Origin of the sequence: Atopomonas hussainii (assembly GCF_900109735.1) — a bacterium.
Taxonomy (GTDB): Bacteria; Pseudomonadota; Gammaproteobacteria; order Pseudomonadales; family Pseudomonadaceae; genus Atopomonas; species Atopomonas hussainii.
Map to the genome: position 1 here is coordinate 35257 of NZ_FOAS01000007.1, position 17317 is coordinate 52573.

The window sequence follows — 17317 nt, forward strand, 5'->3', positions numbered from 1 at the left end:
GCCGGTGACGCTGGGCGCAGCTCATCAGAGATGCTTAACCTCGACAATCTCGTACTCCACGAGGCCGCCTGGGGTCTGCACATTGACCACTTCGCCTTCTTCCTTGCCGATCAGGGCGCGAGCAATCGGAGAGCTGACGGAAATCTTGCTCACTTTAATGTCCGCCTCGTCATCACCGACGATCTGGTAGGTCACTTCTTCGCCGGTTTCAACGTTGGCGATATCCACGGTCGTGCCGAAGATCACCTTGCCGCTGTGCGCAATCGTAGTGACGTCGATCACCTGCGCATTGGACAGCTTGGCCTCGATATCGCGAATGCGCGCTTCCACCAAGCCTTGCTGCTCGCGCGCGGCGTGGTATTCGGCGTTTTCCTTCAAATCACCCAGCTCACGCGCTTCGGCGATGGCTTGGCTGATCTTCGGGCGCATTTCGCCTTTGAGGTGTTTCAGTTCTTCCTCCAAGGCACGCGAGCCTTGGAGGGTCATGGGGAACTTACTCATGCTTTGTTGATTCCTGCATGCAGGTCCTGCAGACGACGCACGGTGCGCTCCGGACCAAACTTGAGGGCTTCACAAATCGCTTCACCAGCGGCCAGCGTGGTGGTGCAGAACACCTTGTTCTGCAGCGCGTTGCGGCGAATGGAGTAGGAGTCAGCAATCGACTGACGACCTTCGGTGGTGTTGATGATCAAGTTCACTTCTTTGTTCTTAATCATGTCGACCACATGCGGACGACCTTCGGTGACCTTGTTCACACGGCGCACCGGCAGGCCTTCGGCTTCGATCATCTTCGCAGTGCCTGCAGTGGCGACCACTTCGAAACCCAGCTCAACTAGGCTGCGCGCCACTTTAGCCACATCCGGCTTGTCGGCTTCGCGCACGCTGATAAACGCCACACCACCAGACGGCACCGGCTCGCTGGCACCGAACTGCGCCTTGGCAAAGGCTTCGCCGAAACTGTCACCAACGCCCATCACTTCACCGGTGGACTTCATCTCGGGGCCGAGAATCGGGTCTACGCCGGGGAACTTGGCAAACGGGAACACGGCTTCTTTAACGCTGTAGTACGGCGGCACCACTTCACTGGTAAAGCCCAGCTCTTCGAGTGTTTTGCCCGCCATCACACGCGCAGCAATCTTCGCCAGCGAGAGACCGATGCACTTCGACACGAACGGCACAGTACGCGAGGCACGCGGGTTCACTTCGATGACGTAGATATCTTCGCCCTGCACCGCCATCTGCACGTTCATCAAGCCGACCACGCCCAGCTCCAAGGCCATCTTGGCGCACTGCGCGCGGATTTCGTCTTGGATGTGCGCCGGCAGCGAGTACGGCGGCAGCGAACAGGCGGAGTCACCGGAGTGCACGCCGGCTTGTTCGATGTGCTGCATGATGGCACCGATCACCACTTGCTTACCGTCGCACACGGCGTCGATATCGACTTCGATGGCGCAGTTCAAGAAGTGGTCGAGCAGTACCGGGCTGTCGTTAGACACTTGCACGGCTTCGCGCATGTAGCGCTTCAGCTCGTCATCGCTGTAGACGATTTCCATCGCCCGGCCGCCCAGTACGTAGGACGGACGCACCACCAGCGGGTAGCCGATGTTGCCGGCGCAGCGCAGCGCTTCGTCTTCGCTACGCGCAGTGGCGTTCGGCGGCTGACGCAGATTGAGGCGCTCTACCATCTGCTGGAAGCGCTCGCGGTCTTCCGCGCGGTCGATGGCATCCGGCGTGGTACCGATGATCGGCACGCCGGCTTCTTCCAAGGCACGCGCCAGTTTCAGCGGAGTTTGCCCGCCGTACTGCACAATCACGCCCTTGGGCTGTTCAACGCGAACGATTTCCAACACGTCTTCCAACGTCACCGGCTCGAAATACAGACGGTCGGAGGTGTCGTAGTCAGTGGAAACGGTCTCAGGGTTACAGTTGACCATGATGGTCTCGTAACCGTCTTCGCGCATCGCCAATGCCGCGTGTACGCAGCAGTAGTCGAACTCGATGCCTTGGCCGATACGGTTCGGGCCACCGCCGAGCACCATGATTTTTTCACGGCTGCTGGGGTTGGCTTCGCACTCTTCTTCATAGGTGGAGTACATGTACGCAGTGGACGTGGCGAACTCAGCCGCACAGGTATCCACACGTTTGTACACCGGGAAGACTTCCAGCTTCTGACGCTGACGACGCAGGGTTTTCTCGGTCACGCCCAGCAGCTTGGCCAGACGCGCATCGGAGAAGCCCTTGCGCTTGAGCTTGAACATCTCATCACGCTCGATGCTCGACAGGCTGAGGGTTTTCACCCGCTCTTCGTCTTTGATCAGGTCTTCGATCTGCACCAGGAACCAGGGGTCGATCTTGGTCAGGGCAAACACTTCGTCGATGGTCAGGCCAGCACGGAAGGCGTCGCCGATGTACCAAATGCGCTCTGCGCCCGGCACAGTCAGCTCACGCTTCAAAATGCTGTCGGCTTCGCTGTCGGCCATGTCCAGCTTGGGATCAAAGCCGTTGGCGCCCACTTCCAAACCACGCAGGGCTTTCTGCATGGACTCTTGGAAGGTGCGACCGATCGCCATTACCTCACCCACCGACTTCATCTGCGTGGTCAGGCGTGCGTCGGCTTTGGGGAATTTCTCGAAGGCGAAACGTGGGATCTTAGTCACCACGTAGTCGATGGCCGGCTCGAACGAGGCCGGGGTCGCGCCGCCGGTGATGTCGTTCTGCAGCTCATCCAAGGTGTAACCCACGGCCAGCTTGGCGGCGATCTTAGCGATCGGGAAGCCAGTGGCTTTGGAGGCCAGCGCCGAGGAACGCGACACGCGCGGGTTCATCTCGATCACCACCATGCGGCCGGTGTTCGGGCAAATACCGAACTGCACGTTAGAGCCGCCGGTTTCCACACCAATCTCACGCAGCACCGCCAGCGAGGCGTTACGCATGATTTGGTATTCCTTATCGGTAAGGGTTTGCGCCGGAGCCACGGTGATCGAGTCACCGGTGTGCACGCCCATCGGGTCAAAGTTTTCGATGGCGCAGACGATGATGCAGTTGTCCTTTTTATCGCGGACCACTTCCATCTCGTATTCTTTCCAACCGATCAGCGATTCGTCGATCAGCAGCTCGTTGGTCGGCGACAGGTCCAGACCACGGTTGCAGATTTCTTCGAATTCTTCGCGGTTGTAGGCGATACCACCGCCCGAGCCGCCCATAGTGAACGACGGGCGAATAATGCACGGAAAACCTACTTGTTCCAGCACGCCGTAGGCTTCTTCCATGGTGTGCGCGATACCAGCACGCGGACACTCAAGGCCGATGGCGCGCATGGCTTTATCGAAGCGCGAACGGTCTTCGGCTTTGTCGATGGTGTCGGCGTTAGCGCCGATCATTTCGACGCCGAACTTCTCCAGTACGCCGTGCTTTTCTAGCTCCAGCGCGCAGTTCAGTGCGGTCTGGCCGCCCATGGTGGGCAGCAGCGCATCGGGGCGTTCTTTTTCGATGATTTTGGCGACGGTTTGCCACTTGATCGGCTCGATGTAAGTGGCATCGGCCATCGCCGGGTCGGTCATGATGGTCGCCGGGTTGGAGTTGACCAGAATGACGCGGAAGCCTTCTTCTTTCAGCGCTTTACACGCCTGTGCGCCGGAGTAGTCAAACTCACAGGCTTGGCCGATCACGATGGGGCCGGCACCAAGAATCAGGATGCTTTTAATGTCTGTACGTTTTGGCATGTGCTTACTCTCAAATCCCGTGCTTAGCGGCGCTTGGCCATGCTGTCGATGAAACGATCAAACAGCGGCGCAACATCGTGCGGGCCGGGGCTGGCTTCCGGGTGACCTTGGAAGCTGAACGCGGCCTTATCGGTGCGCTCAATACCCTGCAGGGTGTGGTCGAACAGCGACTTGTGGGTAGCACGCAGGTTGCTCGGCATGCTCGCCTCGTCCACGGCGAAACCGTGGTTCTGGCTGGTGATCATCACCACACCGCTGTCTAGATCTTGCACAGGGTGGTTAGCACCGTGATGGCCGTGGCCCATCTTCACGGTTTTTGCGCCGGAGGCCAGTGCCAGCAACTGGTGACCCAAGCAGATGCCGAATACCGGAATCTCAGTTTCCAGCACTTCCTGAATCGCCTTGATGGCGTAATCGCACGGCTCCGGATCGCCAGGGCCGTTGGACAGGAACACGCCGTCGGGATTCAGCGCGAGCACTTCTGCGGCCGGGGTTTTCGCCGGCACTACGGTTAAGCGGCAGCCGCGCGCGACCAACATGCGCAGGATGTTCAGCTTAACGCCGTAGTCATAGGCCACCACGTGGTAGGGCAGCTGATCGGCAGCCACTTCGGGATGGCTGTCGGTTTCCAGACTCCACACGCCAGAGCGCCACTCGTACGCTTTAGCGCAGGTGACTTCTTTGGCTAAGTCCATGCCTTTGAGGCCCGGGAAGCCACGCGCCAGCTCCAGCGCTTGCTCGTCGGTGATGTTGTCACCGGCAAGAATGCAGCCGTTTTGCGAGCCTTTCTCACGCAGGATGCGGGTCAGGCGACGCGTGTCAATACCGGCAATGGCGACCACATTATTGGCTTTTAGGTACTCATCCAGCGGCTGCTTGTTACGCCAGTTGGAGGACAGCAGCGGCAGGTCACGAATGACCAAGCCTGCGGCCCACACGCGGTCGGCTTCAGCATCTTCCGGCGTGGTGCCGGTGTTGCCGATATGGGGATAAGTCAGTGTTACGATTTGGCGCGCGTACGACGGGTCAGTGAGGATTTCCTGGTAACCGGTCATGGCAGTGTTAAATACCACTTCACCGACGGTTTGCCCGTCAGCACCGATTGCCTCACCGCGAAAAATACTACCGTCTGCGAGGGCGAGAATGGCTGGCTTGCTCAAGAAGGCCTCCCGAAAAGCATAAGCAAGTCTTTAAGAAATCGCAGGTTGTAAAAAAGCGGAATGACATTTCAGACAACGTCATCCCGCTTTTTATGCGAATTGTGTGGCGCACCGCGGAGGCACACTAAAGCAGTAGTCTACCGAAAAAGCCTTTTTTGGTCTACCGCTTAACCGCCACACATTGCCAGATTGGCGACTAAAGAGCTGCCGAGCTAATTGGCGAACAGCTCAAGCGCAAGGCGTACGGAGCACAGCAACCGAGACATACCGCCTTGGTAGGCGAGGCTGAGAGCACCGCACAACGCAGCGATTGAGCTGTGCAGCCATTAGATCAGCGCAGCTCCAGCACATCCTGCATGTCATACAGCGCCGGCTCTTTACCTGCCAACCACTGCGCCGCGCGCACCGCGCCACGAGCGAAGGTCATACGGCTGCTGGCCTTATGGGTAATCTCCACACGCTCGCCATCGGCAGCAAACAGCACGGTATGGTCGCCCACCACATCGCCAGCACGCACGGTGGCAAAGCCAATGGTGTCGCGCTGACGAGCACCGGTTTGCCCTTCGCGGCCGTATACCGCGACTTTATTCAGATCACGACCCAGCGCCTGCGCCACCACTTCACCCATGCGCAGCGCCGTGCCGGACGGAGCATCGACCTTGTGACGGTGATGGGCTTCGAGCACTTCGATATCCACATCGTCACCCAGCACACGCGCAGCCAAGTCGAGCAACTTAAAGCACAGGTTTACCCCCACACTGAAGTTAGCCGCAAACACGATGGGGATTTCTTTCGCTGCCTCGTTAAGCACGGCTTTTTGTTCATCGGTGAAGCCCGTCGTACCAATCACCATGGCCTTGTGCGCACTGCGACACAGCGCCAGATTGGCCATAGTCACACTGGGATGGGTGAAATCGATCAGCACGTCGAAGTCATCCAACACTTGATCCAAGCTACCGGACAACACCACGCCCAAGCGACCAATACCCACCAGCTCGCCAGCATCGGCGCCAAGCAAACTGCTGTCAGGGCGGTCGACGGCTGCGGTCAAGCCCGCGCCTTGCGCCTGCTGCACCGCCTCAATGAGGGTTTTGCCCATGCGCCCGGCGGCGCCCATTACTGCAATACGTCGCATAGATTTAGCTCCAGGCTAAATGATCGCCGGCCGCATCAGCGGCCGACCATCAGGATTACAGATCACCAAAGAAGCGCTTCACGCCTTCAAACCAGCTATCCGCCTTGGGCGAATGCGTGCCGTCACCCTTGAGCGAACCACGGAACTCTTCGAGCAGTTCGCGCTGGCGCTTGGTGAGATTCACCGGTGTTTCTACCGCAATGCGGCAGAGCAAATCACCCGGCCCGCCACCGCGCACCGGTGCTACGCCTTTGCCGCGCAGGCGGAAGAGCTTACCGGTCTGGCTGCCTTCAGGGATTTTCAGCTTAACGCGACCATCCAGCGTCGGCACTTCCAGCTCGCCACCTAACGCGGCATCGGCAAAGCTGATCGGCACCTCGCAGTACAGGTTACGCCCATCACGCTGAAAGATCGCGTGCTCGCGCACCTGCACCACCACGTACAAGTCACCCGCCGGCGCACCGGAGCTGCCCGCCTCGCCTTCGCCGGTCAGACGAATGCGATCGCCATTATCCACGCCCGCCGGCACTTTCACCGACAGCGTTTTTTGCTCTTCTACGCGCCCCTGGCCACCACAACTACCGCACGGGTCGGTGATCATCTTGCCGCTGCCATGACAACGCGGACAGGTCTGCTGCACCGAGAAGAAACCCTGCTGCATACGCACCTGGCCAATACCGCCACAGGTGGTACAGGTGGTCGGGCTGGTGCCTTTTTTCGCGCCAGTGCCATCGCACGGCTTACACGCCACCAGCGTGGGCACACGAATGGTCACGGTAGTGCCGCGCACCGCTTCTTCAAGATCTAGCTCCAGCGTGTAGCGCAGGTCAGCGCCGCGCTGCGGACCGCCACGACCACGGCCACCGCCGCCACCAAAGAAGTCGCTGAACACATCCCCGAAGATATCCGAGAAACTACCCGCGCCGGCGCCGCCACCAAAGCCGCCGCCACCCATTTGCGGGTCTACGCCGGCATGACCGTATTGGTCGTAAGCCTGACGCTTGCTGGCATCGGAGAGCACTTCATAGGCCTCGTTGGCCTCTTTGAATTTCTCTTCGGCTTCTTTGTCATCTGGGTTGCGGTCTGGGTGATATTTCATCGCCAAGCGGCGGTAAGCCTTTTTCAGCTCCGCATCACTGACGCCCTTGGCGACACCCAGCACCTCGTAATAATCACGCTTAGCCATTACCCCTCCTCACGGGTGGTCCAGATATGCCAACGCGGGAGAATCTCCCGCGCCGGCATCGTTCAGGACAGTGCGACCCGCTTATTTGGAGTCTTTAACTTCTTCGAACTCAGCATCAACCACGTCGTCAGCCGGCTTGGCAGCGTCTTCGGCTTGCGCCTCGGCGCCTTGCTGCTGCGCCTGCTCGGCGTACATCTTCTGCACCAGCGGCGAGGAAGCCTCGGACAGCGCATTGATCTTGGCTTCGATCTCGGCCTTGTCGTCGCCTTTCAGAGCCACTTCCAGGGCCGCAACAGCCGCTTCGATCGCACTCTTTTCCTCGGCAGTGGCTTTGTCGCCCGCTTCAGTCAAGGTCTTCTTGGTGCCATGCACCAATGCATCGCCTTGGTTGCGGATGGCCGCCAGCTCTTCGAACTTACGGTCTTCCTCGGCATGCGCCTCGGCGTCGCGCACCATGGCTTCGATTTCGTCATCGGACAGACCGGAGTTGGCCTTGATCACGATGGACTGCTCTTTGCCGGTGGCCTTGTCTTTGGCCGACACGTGCAGAATGCCGTTGGCATCGATGTCGAAGGTCACTTCGATCTGCGGCACGCCACGCGGCGCCGGCGGAATGTCGGCCAAGTCGAAACGACCCAGCGACTTGTTCTGCCCAGCCTGCTTACGCTCACCTTGCAGCACGTGGATGGTCACGGCGCCTTGGTTGTCGTCAGCGGTAGAGAACACCTGCGATTTCTTGGTCGGAATGGTGGTGTTCTTGTCGATCAGCGGCGTCATCACGCCACCTAAGGTTTCGATGCCCAAGGTCAGCGGGGACACGTCCAGCAGCAGCACGTCTTTCACGTCGCCAGACAACACCGCGCCCTGAATCGCCGCACCCATGGCCACAGCTTCATCGGGGTTAACATCTTTACGCGCTTCTTTGCCGAAGAACTCAGCAACTTTCTTCTGCACCAGCGGCATACGGGTCTGGCCACCGACCAGAATCACTTCCTTGATGTCGCCCACGTTCAGGCCAGCATCTTTCAGCGCCACACGACACGGCTCGATAGTACGCTCAACCAAGTCCTCAACCAGCGCTTCCAACTTGGCGCGGGAGATCTTCACGTTCAAGTGCTTAGGACCGGTGGCATCTGCAGTGATGTACGGCAGATTCACATCAGTCTGGCTGCTGGAAGACAGTTCGATCTTGGCTTTTTCAGCGGCTTCTTTCAGACGCTGCATGGCCAGCGGATCGCCTTTCAGGTCGATACCAGCTTCTTTCTTGAATTCGTCAGCGAGGAACTCGATCAGACGCATATCGAAGTCTTCACCACCCAAGAAGGTGTCACCGTTGGTGGCCAACACTTCGAACTGATGCTCGCCGTCCACTTCGGCAATTTCGATCACGGAAATATCGAAGGTACCGCCGCCCAAGTCGTACACCACGATGGTGGAGTCGCCTTGCGCTTTGTCCATACCGTAAGCCAGCGCTGCGGCGGTAGGCTCGTTGATGATGCGCTTAACGTCCAAGCCTGCAATGCGACCAGCATCTTTGGTGGCCTGACGCTGGCTGTCGTTGAAGTAGGCCGGCACAGTGATCACCGCCTCGGTGACGGTTTCGCCAAGGTAGTCCTCAGCGGTTTTCTTCATCTTCTTCAGCACTTCGGCGCTGATTTGCGGCGGTGCAATCTTCTTGCCCTTCACCTCAACCCAGGCGTCGCCGTTGTCGGCTTTGGCGATGGTGTACGGCACCATCTTGATGTCTTTCTGCACGACGTCTTCTTCAAAACGACGACCGATCAAACGCTTCACCGCGAACAGAGTGTTCTGCGGATTGGTCACCGCCTGACGCTTGGCAGACTGGCCTACCAAGGTTTCACCATCATTGGTGTACGCAATGATCGACGGCGTAGTACGCGCACCTTCGGCGTTTTCAATCACTTTCACATTGCCGTTTTCCAACACCGATACGCAGGAGTTGGTGGTGCCCAGGTCGATCCCGATAATCTTGCCCATAAATACCTCGTAATAATGAACTGGCTCGTGACTTGAGCCTTAACTTTGCCTATGCCCTAGAAGTGGGGGCACTGAGAGTAATTTCAAGCCCGCGTTAGGCCTGCTCATCAATCGATGGCAGCGCATCGGCCGGCGCTTTGCTGACCACGACCATCGCCGGGCGCAGCAAACGACCACTTAAGGTGAAACCTTTCTGGAACACTTTCAGCACGCTGCCGGGCTCCATGGTGGCGCTTTCTTCCATCACCATGGCCTGATGGTGCTCAGGATTAAACGGCTCGCCGACTGGGTTGAGCTGCTGCACTTGGAAGCGCTCCAGGGTGTCGAGGAACATCTTCAGCGTCAGCTGCATGCCTTCGCGCATGGGCTTGATGCTTTCGTCGTCGGCATTGGACAGCTCCAGACCGCGCTCCAGACTATCGACCACCGGCAGCAAGTCGTTGGCGAATTTTTCCAGCGCAAACTTGTGCGCCTTCTCCACATCCTGCTCGGCACGGCGACGGGCGTTTTGCACATCAGCCGCGGCGCGCAGCAATTGCTCTTTCGCCTCGGCCAGCTGGTTTTCCAGCTCGCCCACGCGACCCTCTGCCTCGCCGGACACATCATCGACCTGCGGGTTTAGCTCTTCGGGCTGGTTATCTAAGGTTTGCTCGTCAGCCATCATCCACTCCTTCAACCAATCATCTGCGAGCCCAGGGCTCGGCTTGGCCACAGTTATGGGGGCATCTCCCGGCATTTCAAGGGGTTATTGTTCAGGCTTGCGCAAATTCCAACAGCCAGCCAAACTACTGTACAAATAACCAGACAGCACGGAGAGCCGCTCATGCTGGTGCACCTGGCCATTCACAACTACGCGATTGTTGAACAGCTCGACCTTGAACTGCGCAGCGGCATGACCGCGATTACCGGCGAAACCGGCGCCGGCAAATCCATCATGCTCGATGCGCTGGGCCTAACCCTAGGCGACCGCGCCGACAGCGGTGTGGTGCGCCCCGGCAGCGATAAGGCCGACATTCTCGCCACCTTCGATCTTGCCGACATCGCCGAAGCACGCGACTGGCTAGCCGAACGCGACCTTGGCGACGACGAGCAAGTCATCCTGCGCCGCGTGATCACCGCCGAGGGTCGCTCGCGCGGTTACATCAACGGCACGCCCTGCCCGCAAGCCGATTTGCGCGAGCTGGGTGAATTACTCATCGACATTCACAGCCAACACGAGCACCAGTCGCTGCTTAAAACCGACACCCATCGGCGCTTATTAGATGAATACGCCGGCTGCGCCGACCTCGCCCGCCAAGTGCAGTTAGCCGCCCAGCGCTGGCGACAAACCCAGCAAGCGCTGGATAAAGCCAACAGCAGCAGCGACGAACAACAAGCCCGCCTGCAACTACTGACCTACCAACTGGAAGAGCTCGAAGCGCTGAGCCTTGGTGACAACGAACTCAAAGAGCTAGAACAACAACAGCGCGAGCTGAGCAACGCCGAGAGCCTGCTGGCCGGCTGCCAGCAAGTGATCGACCTGTGCGCCGACAGCGATGCCGGCAACGTGCTGTCAGCACTCAACACCAGCCTCAATCGCCTAGGCGGCTTTCAAAGCAACAGCCCAGCCCTCAATGAAGCGGCCAACCTACTGGCCAGCGCGCAAATCCAAGTAGAAGAAGCCATCGGCGAGCTGCACCGCTTTTTGGATCATTTCGAAGCCGACCCGCAGCGCCTGCAAGATATTGAAGAGCGCCTGAGCCTGATCTATCAACTGGCGCGCAAACACAAAGTGCATCCCGACGAGCTGCTGAGCCTACAGCAGCAACTGCTCAATGAAGTGGAAAGCCTCAACGCCAACGATCAAGCCGGCGAACACCTGCAAGAAGAACTCGACGCCTACGCTCGGCATTACCAGAGCAAAGCTGCAGAACTCAGCCAGCTACGCAGTCAAGCTGCCAGCAGCCTGAGCAGCGCCGTCGATGAGCAAATGCAGCGCCTTGGCATGCCCGGCGGCTGCTTTAGCGTGCATTTGAGCGCACACGAGAGCACCGACCCGCACCCTAACGGCGCCGAACGCGTGGAGTTTTTGGTTAGCACCAACCCGGGCCAACCGGCCAAGCCATTGGCCAAGGTGGCCTCCGGCGGCGAGCTTTCGCGCATCAGCTTGGCGATTCAGGTGATTACCGCGCAAACCTCACGCGTGCCGACCTTAGTATTTGACGAAGTCGATGTCGGCATCGGCGGCCCAACCGCTGAAGTGGTCGGCCAGTTGCTGCGCCAACTCGGCGCGCGCGGCCAAGTCCTCACCGTTACCCACTTGCCACAAGTGGCCGCACAGAGCCACCAACAGCTGTTTGTTTACAAACAGCGCACCGCGCACAGCACACAAAGCGCTGTGCGCGAGCTGAGCCACGATGAACGTATCGAAGAAGTCGCACGCATGCTCGGCGGCATCGACCTTACCGAGGCCTCGCTAGCCCACGCACGACAAATGGTCGGTAGTGCCAATCACTGACCACGGTCACAGAGCAATTCGCGCATAAAAAAGGCGACCCGAGTGGTCGCCTTTTTTATCTGCCCTGCGCATCTATTGAAGTGCGTGGCGCTTAGTCTTTTTTCTTCGGCTTACGGATGTACAGCACCAAGTTGTGGTCCACCAGCTCGAAGCCATGCTCCTTAACAATTTCGCGCTGACGGCGCTCAATTTCAGGATCACAAAACTCAATCACCTCGCCGGAATCGACATCCACCATGTGATCGTGATGACCGCTGTCCGCCAGCTCAAACACCGCATGGCCGCCATCGAAGTTGTGTCGCTCAACCAGGCCAGCTGCTTCAAACTGCGTCAGCACACGATAAACCGTGGCCAAGCCAACATCTTCGCCCGCCTCCATCAGCGACTTGTAAACGTCTTCAGCGCTCATGTGACGCTGATCCGCTTGATCAAGCATTTGTAGGATTTTTACCCGCGGCAAAGTGACTTTCAGTCCGGCCTTACGCAGTTCGTTGTTTTCCATAGTCATTCGTTCTCGGTATCCCGCGCTTCGCAGCGCCGGAATATACAGGTATGATCTTGGGCTTTGATTGCCCCGCAAGATAGTGGAAGTCGCCAACCGATGCAAAAGCTGAAGATCCTGTCCGCCGTACTTGGCAGCACCCTCGCCCTTTCCGGCTGCTCGTTTTCCTTTCCCGGTGTCTACAAACTCGACATCCAACAGGGCAACGTTGTCACGCAAGACATGATAGACCAGTTGCGCCCAGGAATGACCCAACGCCAAGTGCGGTTTATTATGGGCAACCCGCTGATCCAAGACACCTTCCACCCGCTACGCTGGGACTACCTGTACAGCATTCAGCCCGGTGGCAGTGCACGCCAACAAGAGCGCGTCGCGCTGTATTTCAACCAAGAGCTAACGCTGGCAGGCCTGTCTGGCGACTTTATGCCGGGCGTCAGCCGTAACGAGGCCATCATGGGCAGCGGCAGCAGCACGCAAGTCGATGACGGTAGCAGCCCTGCGCAGCCGGTCAGCGAAGAGCGCCCAGCACCGAGCAGCCTGCTGGAAGAAATCCAGCGTGAAGTGGACGAAGTTAAAGCCACGCCCGTGCCGACCCCAGAACCCTTGGAAGTCGAGTAACTTCGACAGGCCAACCAAAGCCCGCTTCGGCGGGCTTTTTCATGCGCGCAAAAAAATACCCCGCCGATGGCGGGGTATTTTCAAGGAGAGAGCTAACTCAACCTGCTGCTGCCGGACGCATGTAAGAAATGGGCGCGGTACGCGCGTCATCAAAAATCACCACTTCCCACGCATCGGTGTCAGCAATCAGGGTACGCAACAACTGATTGTTCAGCGCGTGGCCAGACTTATAGCCGCGGAACTCGCCAATCAGGCTATTGCCCAGCAAGTACAGGTCGCCAATGGCGTCGAGAATCTTGTGCTTAACAAACTCGTCCTCATAACGCAGGCCGTCTTCATTAAGCACGCGGAACTCGTCCACCACGATGGCGTTGTCCACACTGCCACCCAAAGCTAGGTTTTGCCCGCGCAGGTATTCGATATCACGCATGAAACCGAACGTGCGTGCGCGGCTGACTTCTTTCACAAACGAGGTGCTGGAGAAATCAACACTGGCCTTCTGGGTGCGCCCGTGGAACACCGGATGATCAAAATCGATCTCAAAGGTCACTTTAAAGCCATCGAAGGGCAAGAAAGTGGCGCGCTTTTCACCTTCTTCTACGGTGACTTCGCGCTTGATGCGGATGAACTTCTTCGGCTCGTCCTGCTCCTGAATCCCTGCAGACTGCAGGAGGAACACGAACGGCCCGGCACTACCATCCATGATTGGCACTTCAGAGGCTGAGATTTCGACGTAGGCGTTATCGATACCCAGCCCGGCCATGGCCGACAGCAAATGTTCAACCGTATCTACTTTGACATCACCCTTGGTCAGGGTGGTCGACAACAGGGTTTCGCCCACGTTCTCGGCGCGTGCCGGGATCTGCACCATAGGGTCCAGATCGGTACGGCAGAAAACGATACCGGTATCCACCGGAGCAGGCTTCAGGGTCAAGTAGACCTTTTCCCCAGAGTGCAAGCCCACGCCAGTGGCGCGGATGGTATTTTTGAGCGTGCGTTGTCTGATCATTCAGTCACTACTACTTGTGCTGGCTGCGAACCATTATCAACAAAGGTCGGACATGTTAGCAGAGCCAACCAAAGTTGAATACCAAGCACCGCTATGCGGCTGATTGAAACAATCAATCAGCCTGGCGGCGCAAGAACGCGGGAATGTCCAGATAGTCCAGATCATCCTGCGGGTTCAGTTTGGCGGCCGTTGCTGCACCACCTTGATTACGCATCACCGTCGGGCGATCCAAATCGCGGTAATTCACCGCGGCATGGTCCGCTGGCTGTTGGCGTGCTGTCTGAGCCGGTGCCGTCGCCGCCGCTTGCGCTGCGGTGTTGTCGACCACTTTCATCGGCTTTTCAATGCGCTGCCCCAGGCCAGTCGCCACGACAGTCACGTGCAGTTCATCACCCAATTCAGGATTGATCACCGCGCCGACCTTAACAGTGGCGGCGTCACAGGCGATGTCTTCGATGATTTCGCCAACAGTGGCGTATTCACCCAAGGACAAGTCCGGACCTGCGGTGATGTTCACCAGAATGCCGCGCGCACCTTGCAGGTTGATGTCTTCCAGCAACGGGTTGCGGATCGCCGCCTCAGTGGCTTCACGCGCACGGTTCTGGCCGCTGGCTGAACCAGTGCCCATCATCGCCATGCCCATTTCGCTCATCACAGTACGTACGTCAGCGAAGTCGACGTTCATCAAGCCCGGCAGCTGCATGATGTCGGAGATGCCACGCACGGCGCCCATCAGCACGTCATCGGCCTTAGCGAAGGCAGACAGCAAGCTGGCGTCTTTACCGAGAATGGTCAGCAGTTTTTCGTTGGGGATAGTGATCAACGAATCGACACACTCGGACAGCGCGCGAATACCTTCTTCTGCCACTTGCATACGCTTGCGACCTTCGAAGGGGAACGGGCGAGTGACCACGGCTACGGTCAGGATGCCCATTTCTTTGGCTACTTCGGCAATCACCGGGGCTGCACCGGTACCGGTACCGCCACCCATACCGGTGGTGATGAACACCATGTCAGCGCCTTGCAGCACTTCCATGATGCGGTCACGGTCTTCCAGTGCCGCACTGCGGCCGATTTCCGGGTTAGTACCAGCACCAAGGCCTTTAGTTACGCTGGGGCCCAGCTGCAACACGGTACGCGCACCAACACTTTTCAATGCCTGGGCATCGGTGTTAGCGCAAATAAATTCAACACCTTCGATGTTGTTTTTAATCATGTGGTTTACGGCATTACCGCCGCCACCACCAACACCGATAACTTTAATAACTGCACTTTGTCCGTTGTTATCAACTAATTCGAACATTGCCCCTCTCCTTTTTCTCTTATTGTCGCCTACTTCTAATCATGCTCGGGCAGCGTGATTAGAAATTCCCCTGTACCCAACGCTTGATCCTTTCCAGCATTGGGACATCAGGTTCTTGGTGGAACGAGCTGGATGGCTTGCCCTCGGCCTGCTTGCGCATGGCGTAGTGCAATAGCCCCACACTCGTCGAATAAATCGGATTACGCACGACATCCGCCAAACCTTTAACCGCTTGCGGCATGCCTAAGCGCACTGGCATGTGAAAGATTTCCTCAGCCAGTTCGACGGCGCCTTCCATCTTCGCCGTTCCCCCAGTGAGTACTATGCCAGCTGGAATTAATGCCTCATAGCCACTACGGCGTAATTCGGCCTGAACTAAGGTAAAAAGTTCGTCATAACGCGGTTCAACCACCTCAGCTAATGCTTGGCGGGATAATTCACGCGGTGGACGGTCGCCCACACTGGGCACTTTGATGGTTTCGCCGGCGCCGGTTAACTTGGCCAACGCGCAGGCGTAACGCACTTTAATTTCTTCGGCATATTGCGTCGGAGTACGCAGCGCCATGGCGATATCGTTGGTCACTTGATCGCCGGCAATTGGGATAACCGAAGTGTGCCGAATGGCGCCCTCGGTAAAAATCGCGATATCGGTGGTGCCACCGCCGATATCCACTAAGCACACGCCCAGCTCGCGCTCATCTTCGGTCAGTACCGGGAAGCTCGATGCCAGCTGCTCAAGGGTAATGTCATCGACCTCAAGACCACAGCGGCGCACACACTTTTCAATGTTCTGCGCGGCGTTGGTGGCGCAGGTCACCACGTGCACTTTGGCTTCTAGGCGCACGCCGGACATGCCCAGCGGCTCGCGCACGCCTTCTTGGTTATCGATCACGTAATCTTGCGGCAGGGTGTGCAGCACACGCTGATCCGCCGGGATGGCCACGGCTTGCGCGGCGTCCATCACCCGTTCGATATCGGCGGGGCTCACTTCGCGATCACGAATCGCCACGATGCCGTGGCTGTTCATGCTGCGAATGTGATTACCGGAAATCCCCACATAGGCGGAATGAATGCGGCAGCCGGCCATCAGCTCGGCTTCTTCCACGGCGCGCTGGATCGACTGCACGGTGGACTCGATATTCACCACCACGCCTTTTTTCATCCCACGCGCCGGCTGGGTGCCGATGCCGACCACCTCCAGCTCGCCGTCAGAGCCGACCTCACCCACCAGACACACCACCTTACTGGTACCGATATCCAGTGCGACGATCATCCTGTTCTGCTGTGCGTTTGCCATCTGTTGTCTCACTCCATTACAGGGCCTGAGCCGCTTGCTCAGGCGCCTCCGGGTTAGCCGGTGCGCGCCACGCTACCGCCAGTCCTTGCGGGTAACGCAGGTCGACGCGTGCTACCTGGTCTTGTTTTTCTTTTAATGCCTTCTCGTAAATGGTCACGAAACGGCGCATTTTCTCGATCAAGCGACCCTGCCCCAGCACAAACTCGATGCCTTGGTGGGTGTGCAAATACCAACTGCCATGCTCGCGCTGCTCGAGGCGCGAAATACTGAAGCCATACGGGCGCAGAATCTGGCTGAGTAGCTGGTACTCCTGCATGACCTGAACTTGCGCCCGGCGCGGCCCCCACAACTTAGGCAAGTGCTGATAGTTGGTGACCTCGTTAGGCGCAAAGGCTTTACCCATGTTGTTCAGCAAGGCTTCATCGCCCCAGCGCGCCACCGGCAGTTGCTCTTCCAAACGCACCTGCACTTGATCGGGCCATACCCGGCGGACTTCCACGCGCGAGATCCACGGCATTTGCTCAAGGCTGGCCTGCATGCCGGGGATATCCACGGCGAAGAAGCTGGCCTTGATAAACGGCGCCATGCGCTCACGCACCGCGTCTTGGCTGACGTAGCTCAAATCGCCCTGCACGCTGATGCGCGCAATGGGCCGATCGGCATACGGCAGCACGCGCTCGGCCAGCTCATAGCTGCCATAGCCCAGCACCGCTAACAGCAACGGCCAGCTGACTTGCTTCAACCACGCGATATTCAGCGCCGGCAAACTCAGGTTCAGCCGCTCGCGCAGTGGCGGACGAGCCACGACACGGCTAGCCCCGCGCACAGGAGCTTTCTTGCTCTTGCGGGCTGGGCTATGGCTGTGACGTAAACTCGGATCGGCGCGCATC

14 protein-coding genes are annotated in these 17317 nt (G+C 58.4%); 2 read left to right on the top strand and 12 right to left on the bottom strand.

Features of this window, described 5'->3' with window-relative positions; genetic code table 11:
- Nucleotides 1-24 precede the first annotated feature (24 nt).
- The 7 genes from greA to grpE form a co-directional block, all read right to left on the bottom strand.
- The gene (gene greA / locus BMX80_RS08000) at nucleotides 25-501 is read right to left on the bottom strand and encodes a transcription elongation factor GreA (RefSeq protein WP_074867111.1); all 477 of its coding nucleotides are present in this window, start codon (nucleotides 499-501) and stop codon (nucleotides 25-27) included.
- A complete protein-coding gene (carB, locus tag BMX80_RS08005; RefSeq protein WP_071873039.1) occupies nucleotides 498-3722 on the bottom strand; it encodes a carbamoyl-phosphate synthase large subunit in 3225 nt (1074 codons plus the stop codon). The genes greA and carB overlap by 4 nt, the downstream gene beginning before the upstream one ends.
- 23 nt (nucleotides 3723-3745) lie before the next feature.
- Entirely contained in the window at nucleotides 3746-4882 is a 1137-nt protein-coding gene (gene carA / locus BMX80_RS08010) for a glutamine-hydrolyzing carbamoyl-phosphate synthase small subunit (protein WP_074867113.1), read from the bottom strand.
- 331 nt (nucleotides 4883-5213) lie between these two features.
- Nucleotides 5214-6017 (bottom strand): 4-hydroxy-tetrahydrodipicolinate reductase, encoded by an 804-nt coding sequence (dapB, locus tag BMX80_RS08015; protein ID WP_071873041.1) that lies wholly within the window; start codon nucleotides 6015-6017, stop codon nucleotides 5214-5216.
- A gap of 55 nt (nucleotides 6018-6072) precedes the next feature.
- The gene (dnaJ, locus tag BMX80_RS08020; protein WP_074867115.1) at nucleotides 6073-7203 is read right to left on the bottom strand and encodes a molecular chaperone DnaJ; all 1131 of its coding nucleotides are present in this window, start codon (nucleotides 7201-7203) and stop codon (nucleotides 6073-6075) included.
- Between the two features lie 81 nt (nucleotides 7204-7284).
- Entirely contained in the window at nucleotides 7285-9201 is a 1917-nt protein-coding gene (gene dnaK / locus BMX80_RS08025) for a molecular chaperone DnaK (protein ID WP_074867116.1), read from the bottom strand.
- Between the two features lie 94 nt (nucleotides 9202-9295).
- On the bottom strand, nucleotides 9296-9862 hold the full coding sequence (gene grpE / locus BMX80_RS08030) for a nucleotide exchange factor GrpE (protein WP_074867118.1): 567 nt from the start codon (nucleotides 9860-9862) through the stop codon (nucleotides 9296-9298).
- 162 nt (nucleotides 9863-10024) lie between these two features.
- On the opposite strand from grpE, the gene recN reads away from it, so the two are divergent.
- The gene (gene recN / locus BMX80_RS08035; RefSeq protein WP_074867119.1) at nucleotides 10025-11698 is read left to right on the top strand and encodes a DNA repair protein RecN; all 1674 of its coding nucleotides are present in this window, start codon (nucleotides 10025-10027) and stop codon (nucleotides 11696-11698) included.
- 91 nt (nucleotides 11699-11789) lie between these two features.
- Here recN and fur read toward each other — a convergent pair whose 3' ends face one another.
- The gene (fur, locus tag BMX80_RS08040) at nucleotides 11790-12200 is read right to left on the bottom strand and encodes a ferric iron uptake transcriptional regulator (protein WP_071873046.1); all 411 of its coding nucleotides are present in this window, start codon (nucleotides 12198-12200) and stop codon (nucleotides 11790-11792) included.
- A gap of 99 nt (nucleotides 12201-12299) precedes the next feature.
- Here fur and BMX80_RS08045 point away from each other — a divergent pair, with 99 nt between their 5' ends.
- The gene (locus tag BMX80_RS08045; RefSeq protein WP_074867121.1) at nucleotides 12300-12818 is read left to right on the top strand and encodes an outer membrane protein assembly factor BamE; all 519 of its coding nucleotides are present in this window, start codon (nucleotides 12300-12302) and stop codon (nucleotides 12816-12818) included.
- 97 nt (nucleotides 12819-12915) lie between these two features.
- Here the strand turns inward: BMX80_RS08045 and lpxC are convergent, their stop codons facing one another.
- The 4 genes from lpxC to BMX80_RS08065 form a co-directional block, all read right to left on the bottom strand.
- Nucleotides 12916-13827, bottom strand: coding sequence for a UDP-3-O-acyl-N-acetylglucosamine deacetylase (gene lpxC / locus BMX80_RS08050; protein WP_071873048.1), 912 nt, complete (start codon nucleotides 13825-13827; stop codon nucleotides 12916-12918).
- A gap of 112 nt (nucleotides 13828-13939) precedes the next feature.
- Nucleotides 13940-15130: a cell division protein FtsZ gene (gene ftsZ, locus BMX80_RS08055; protein WP_071873049.1), complete on the bottom strand. Its 1191-nt coding sequence runs from the start codon at nucleotides 15128-15130 to the stop codon at nucleotides 13940-13942.
- Between the two features lie 58 nt (nucleotides 15131-15188).
- Nucleotides 15189-16427, bottom strand: coding sequence for a cell division protein FtsA (ftsA, locus tag BMX80_RS08060; RefSeq protein ID WP_071873050.1), 1239 nt, complete (start codon nucleotides 16425-16427; stop codon nucleotides 15189-15191).
- Between the two features lie 16 nt (nucleotides 16428-16443).
- The gene (locus tag BMX80_RS08065) at nucleotides 16444-17316 is read right to left on the bottom strand and encodes a cell division protein FtsQ/DivIB (RefSeq protein ID WP_074867122.1); all 873 of its coding nucleotides are present in this window, start codon (nucleotides 17314-17316) and stop codon (nucleotides 16444-16446) included.
- Nucleotide 17317 lies beyond the last annotated feature (1 nt).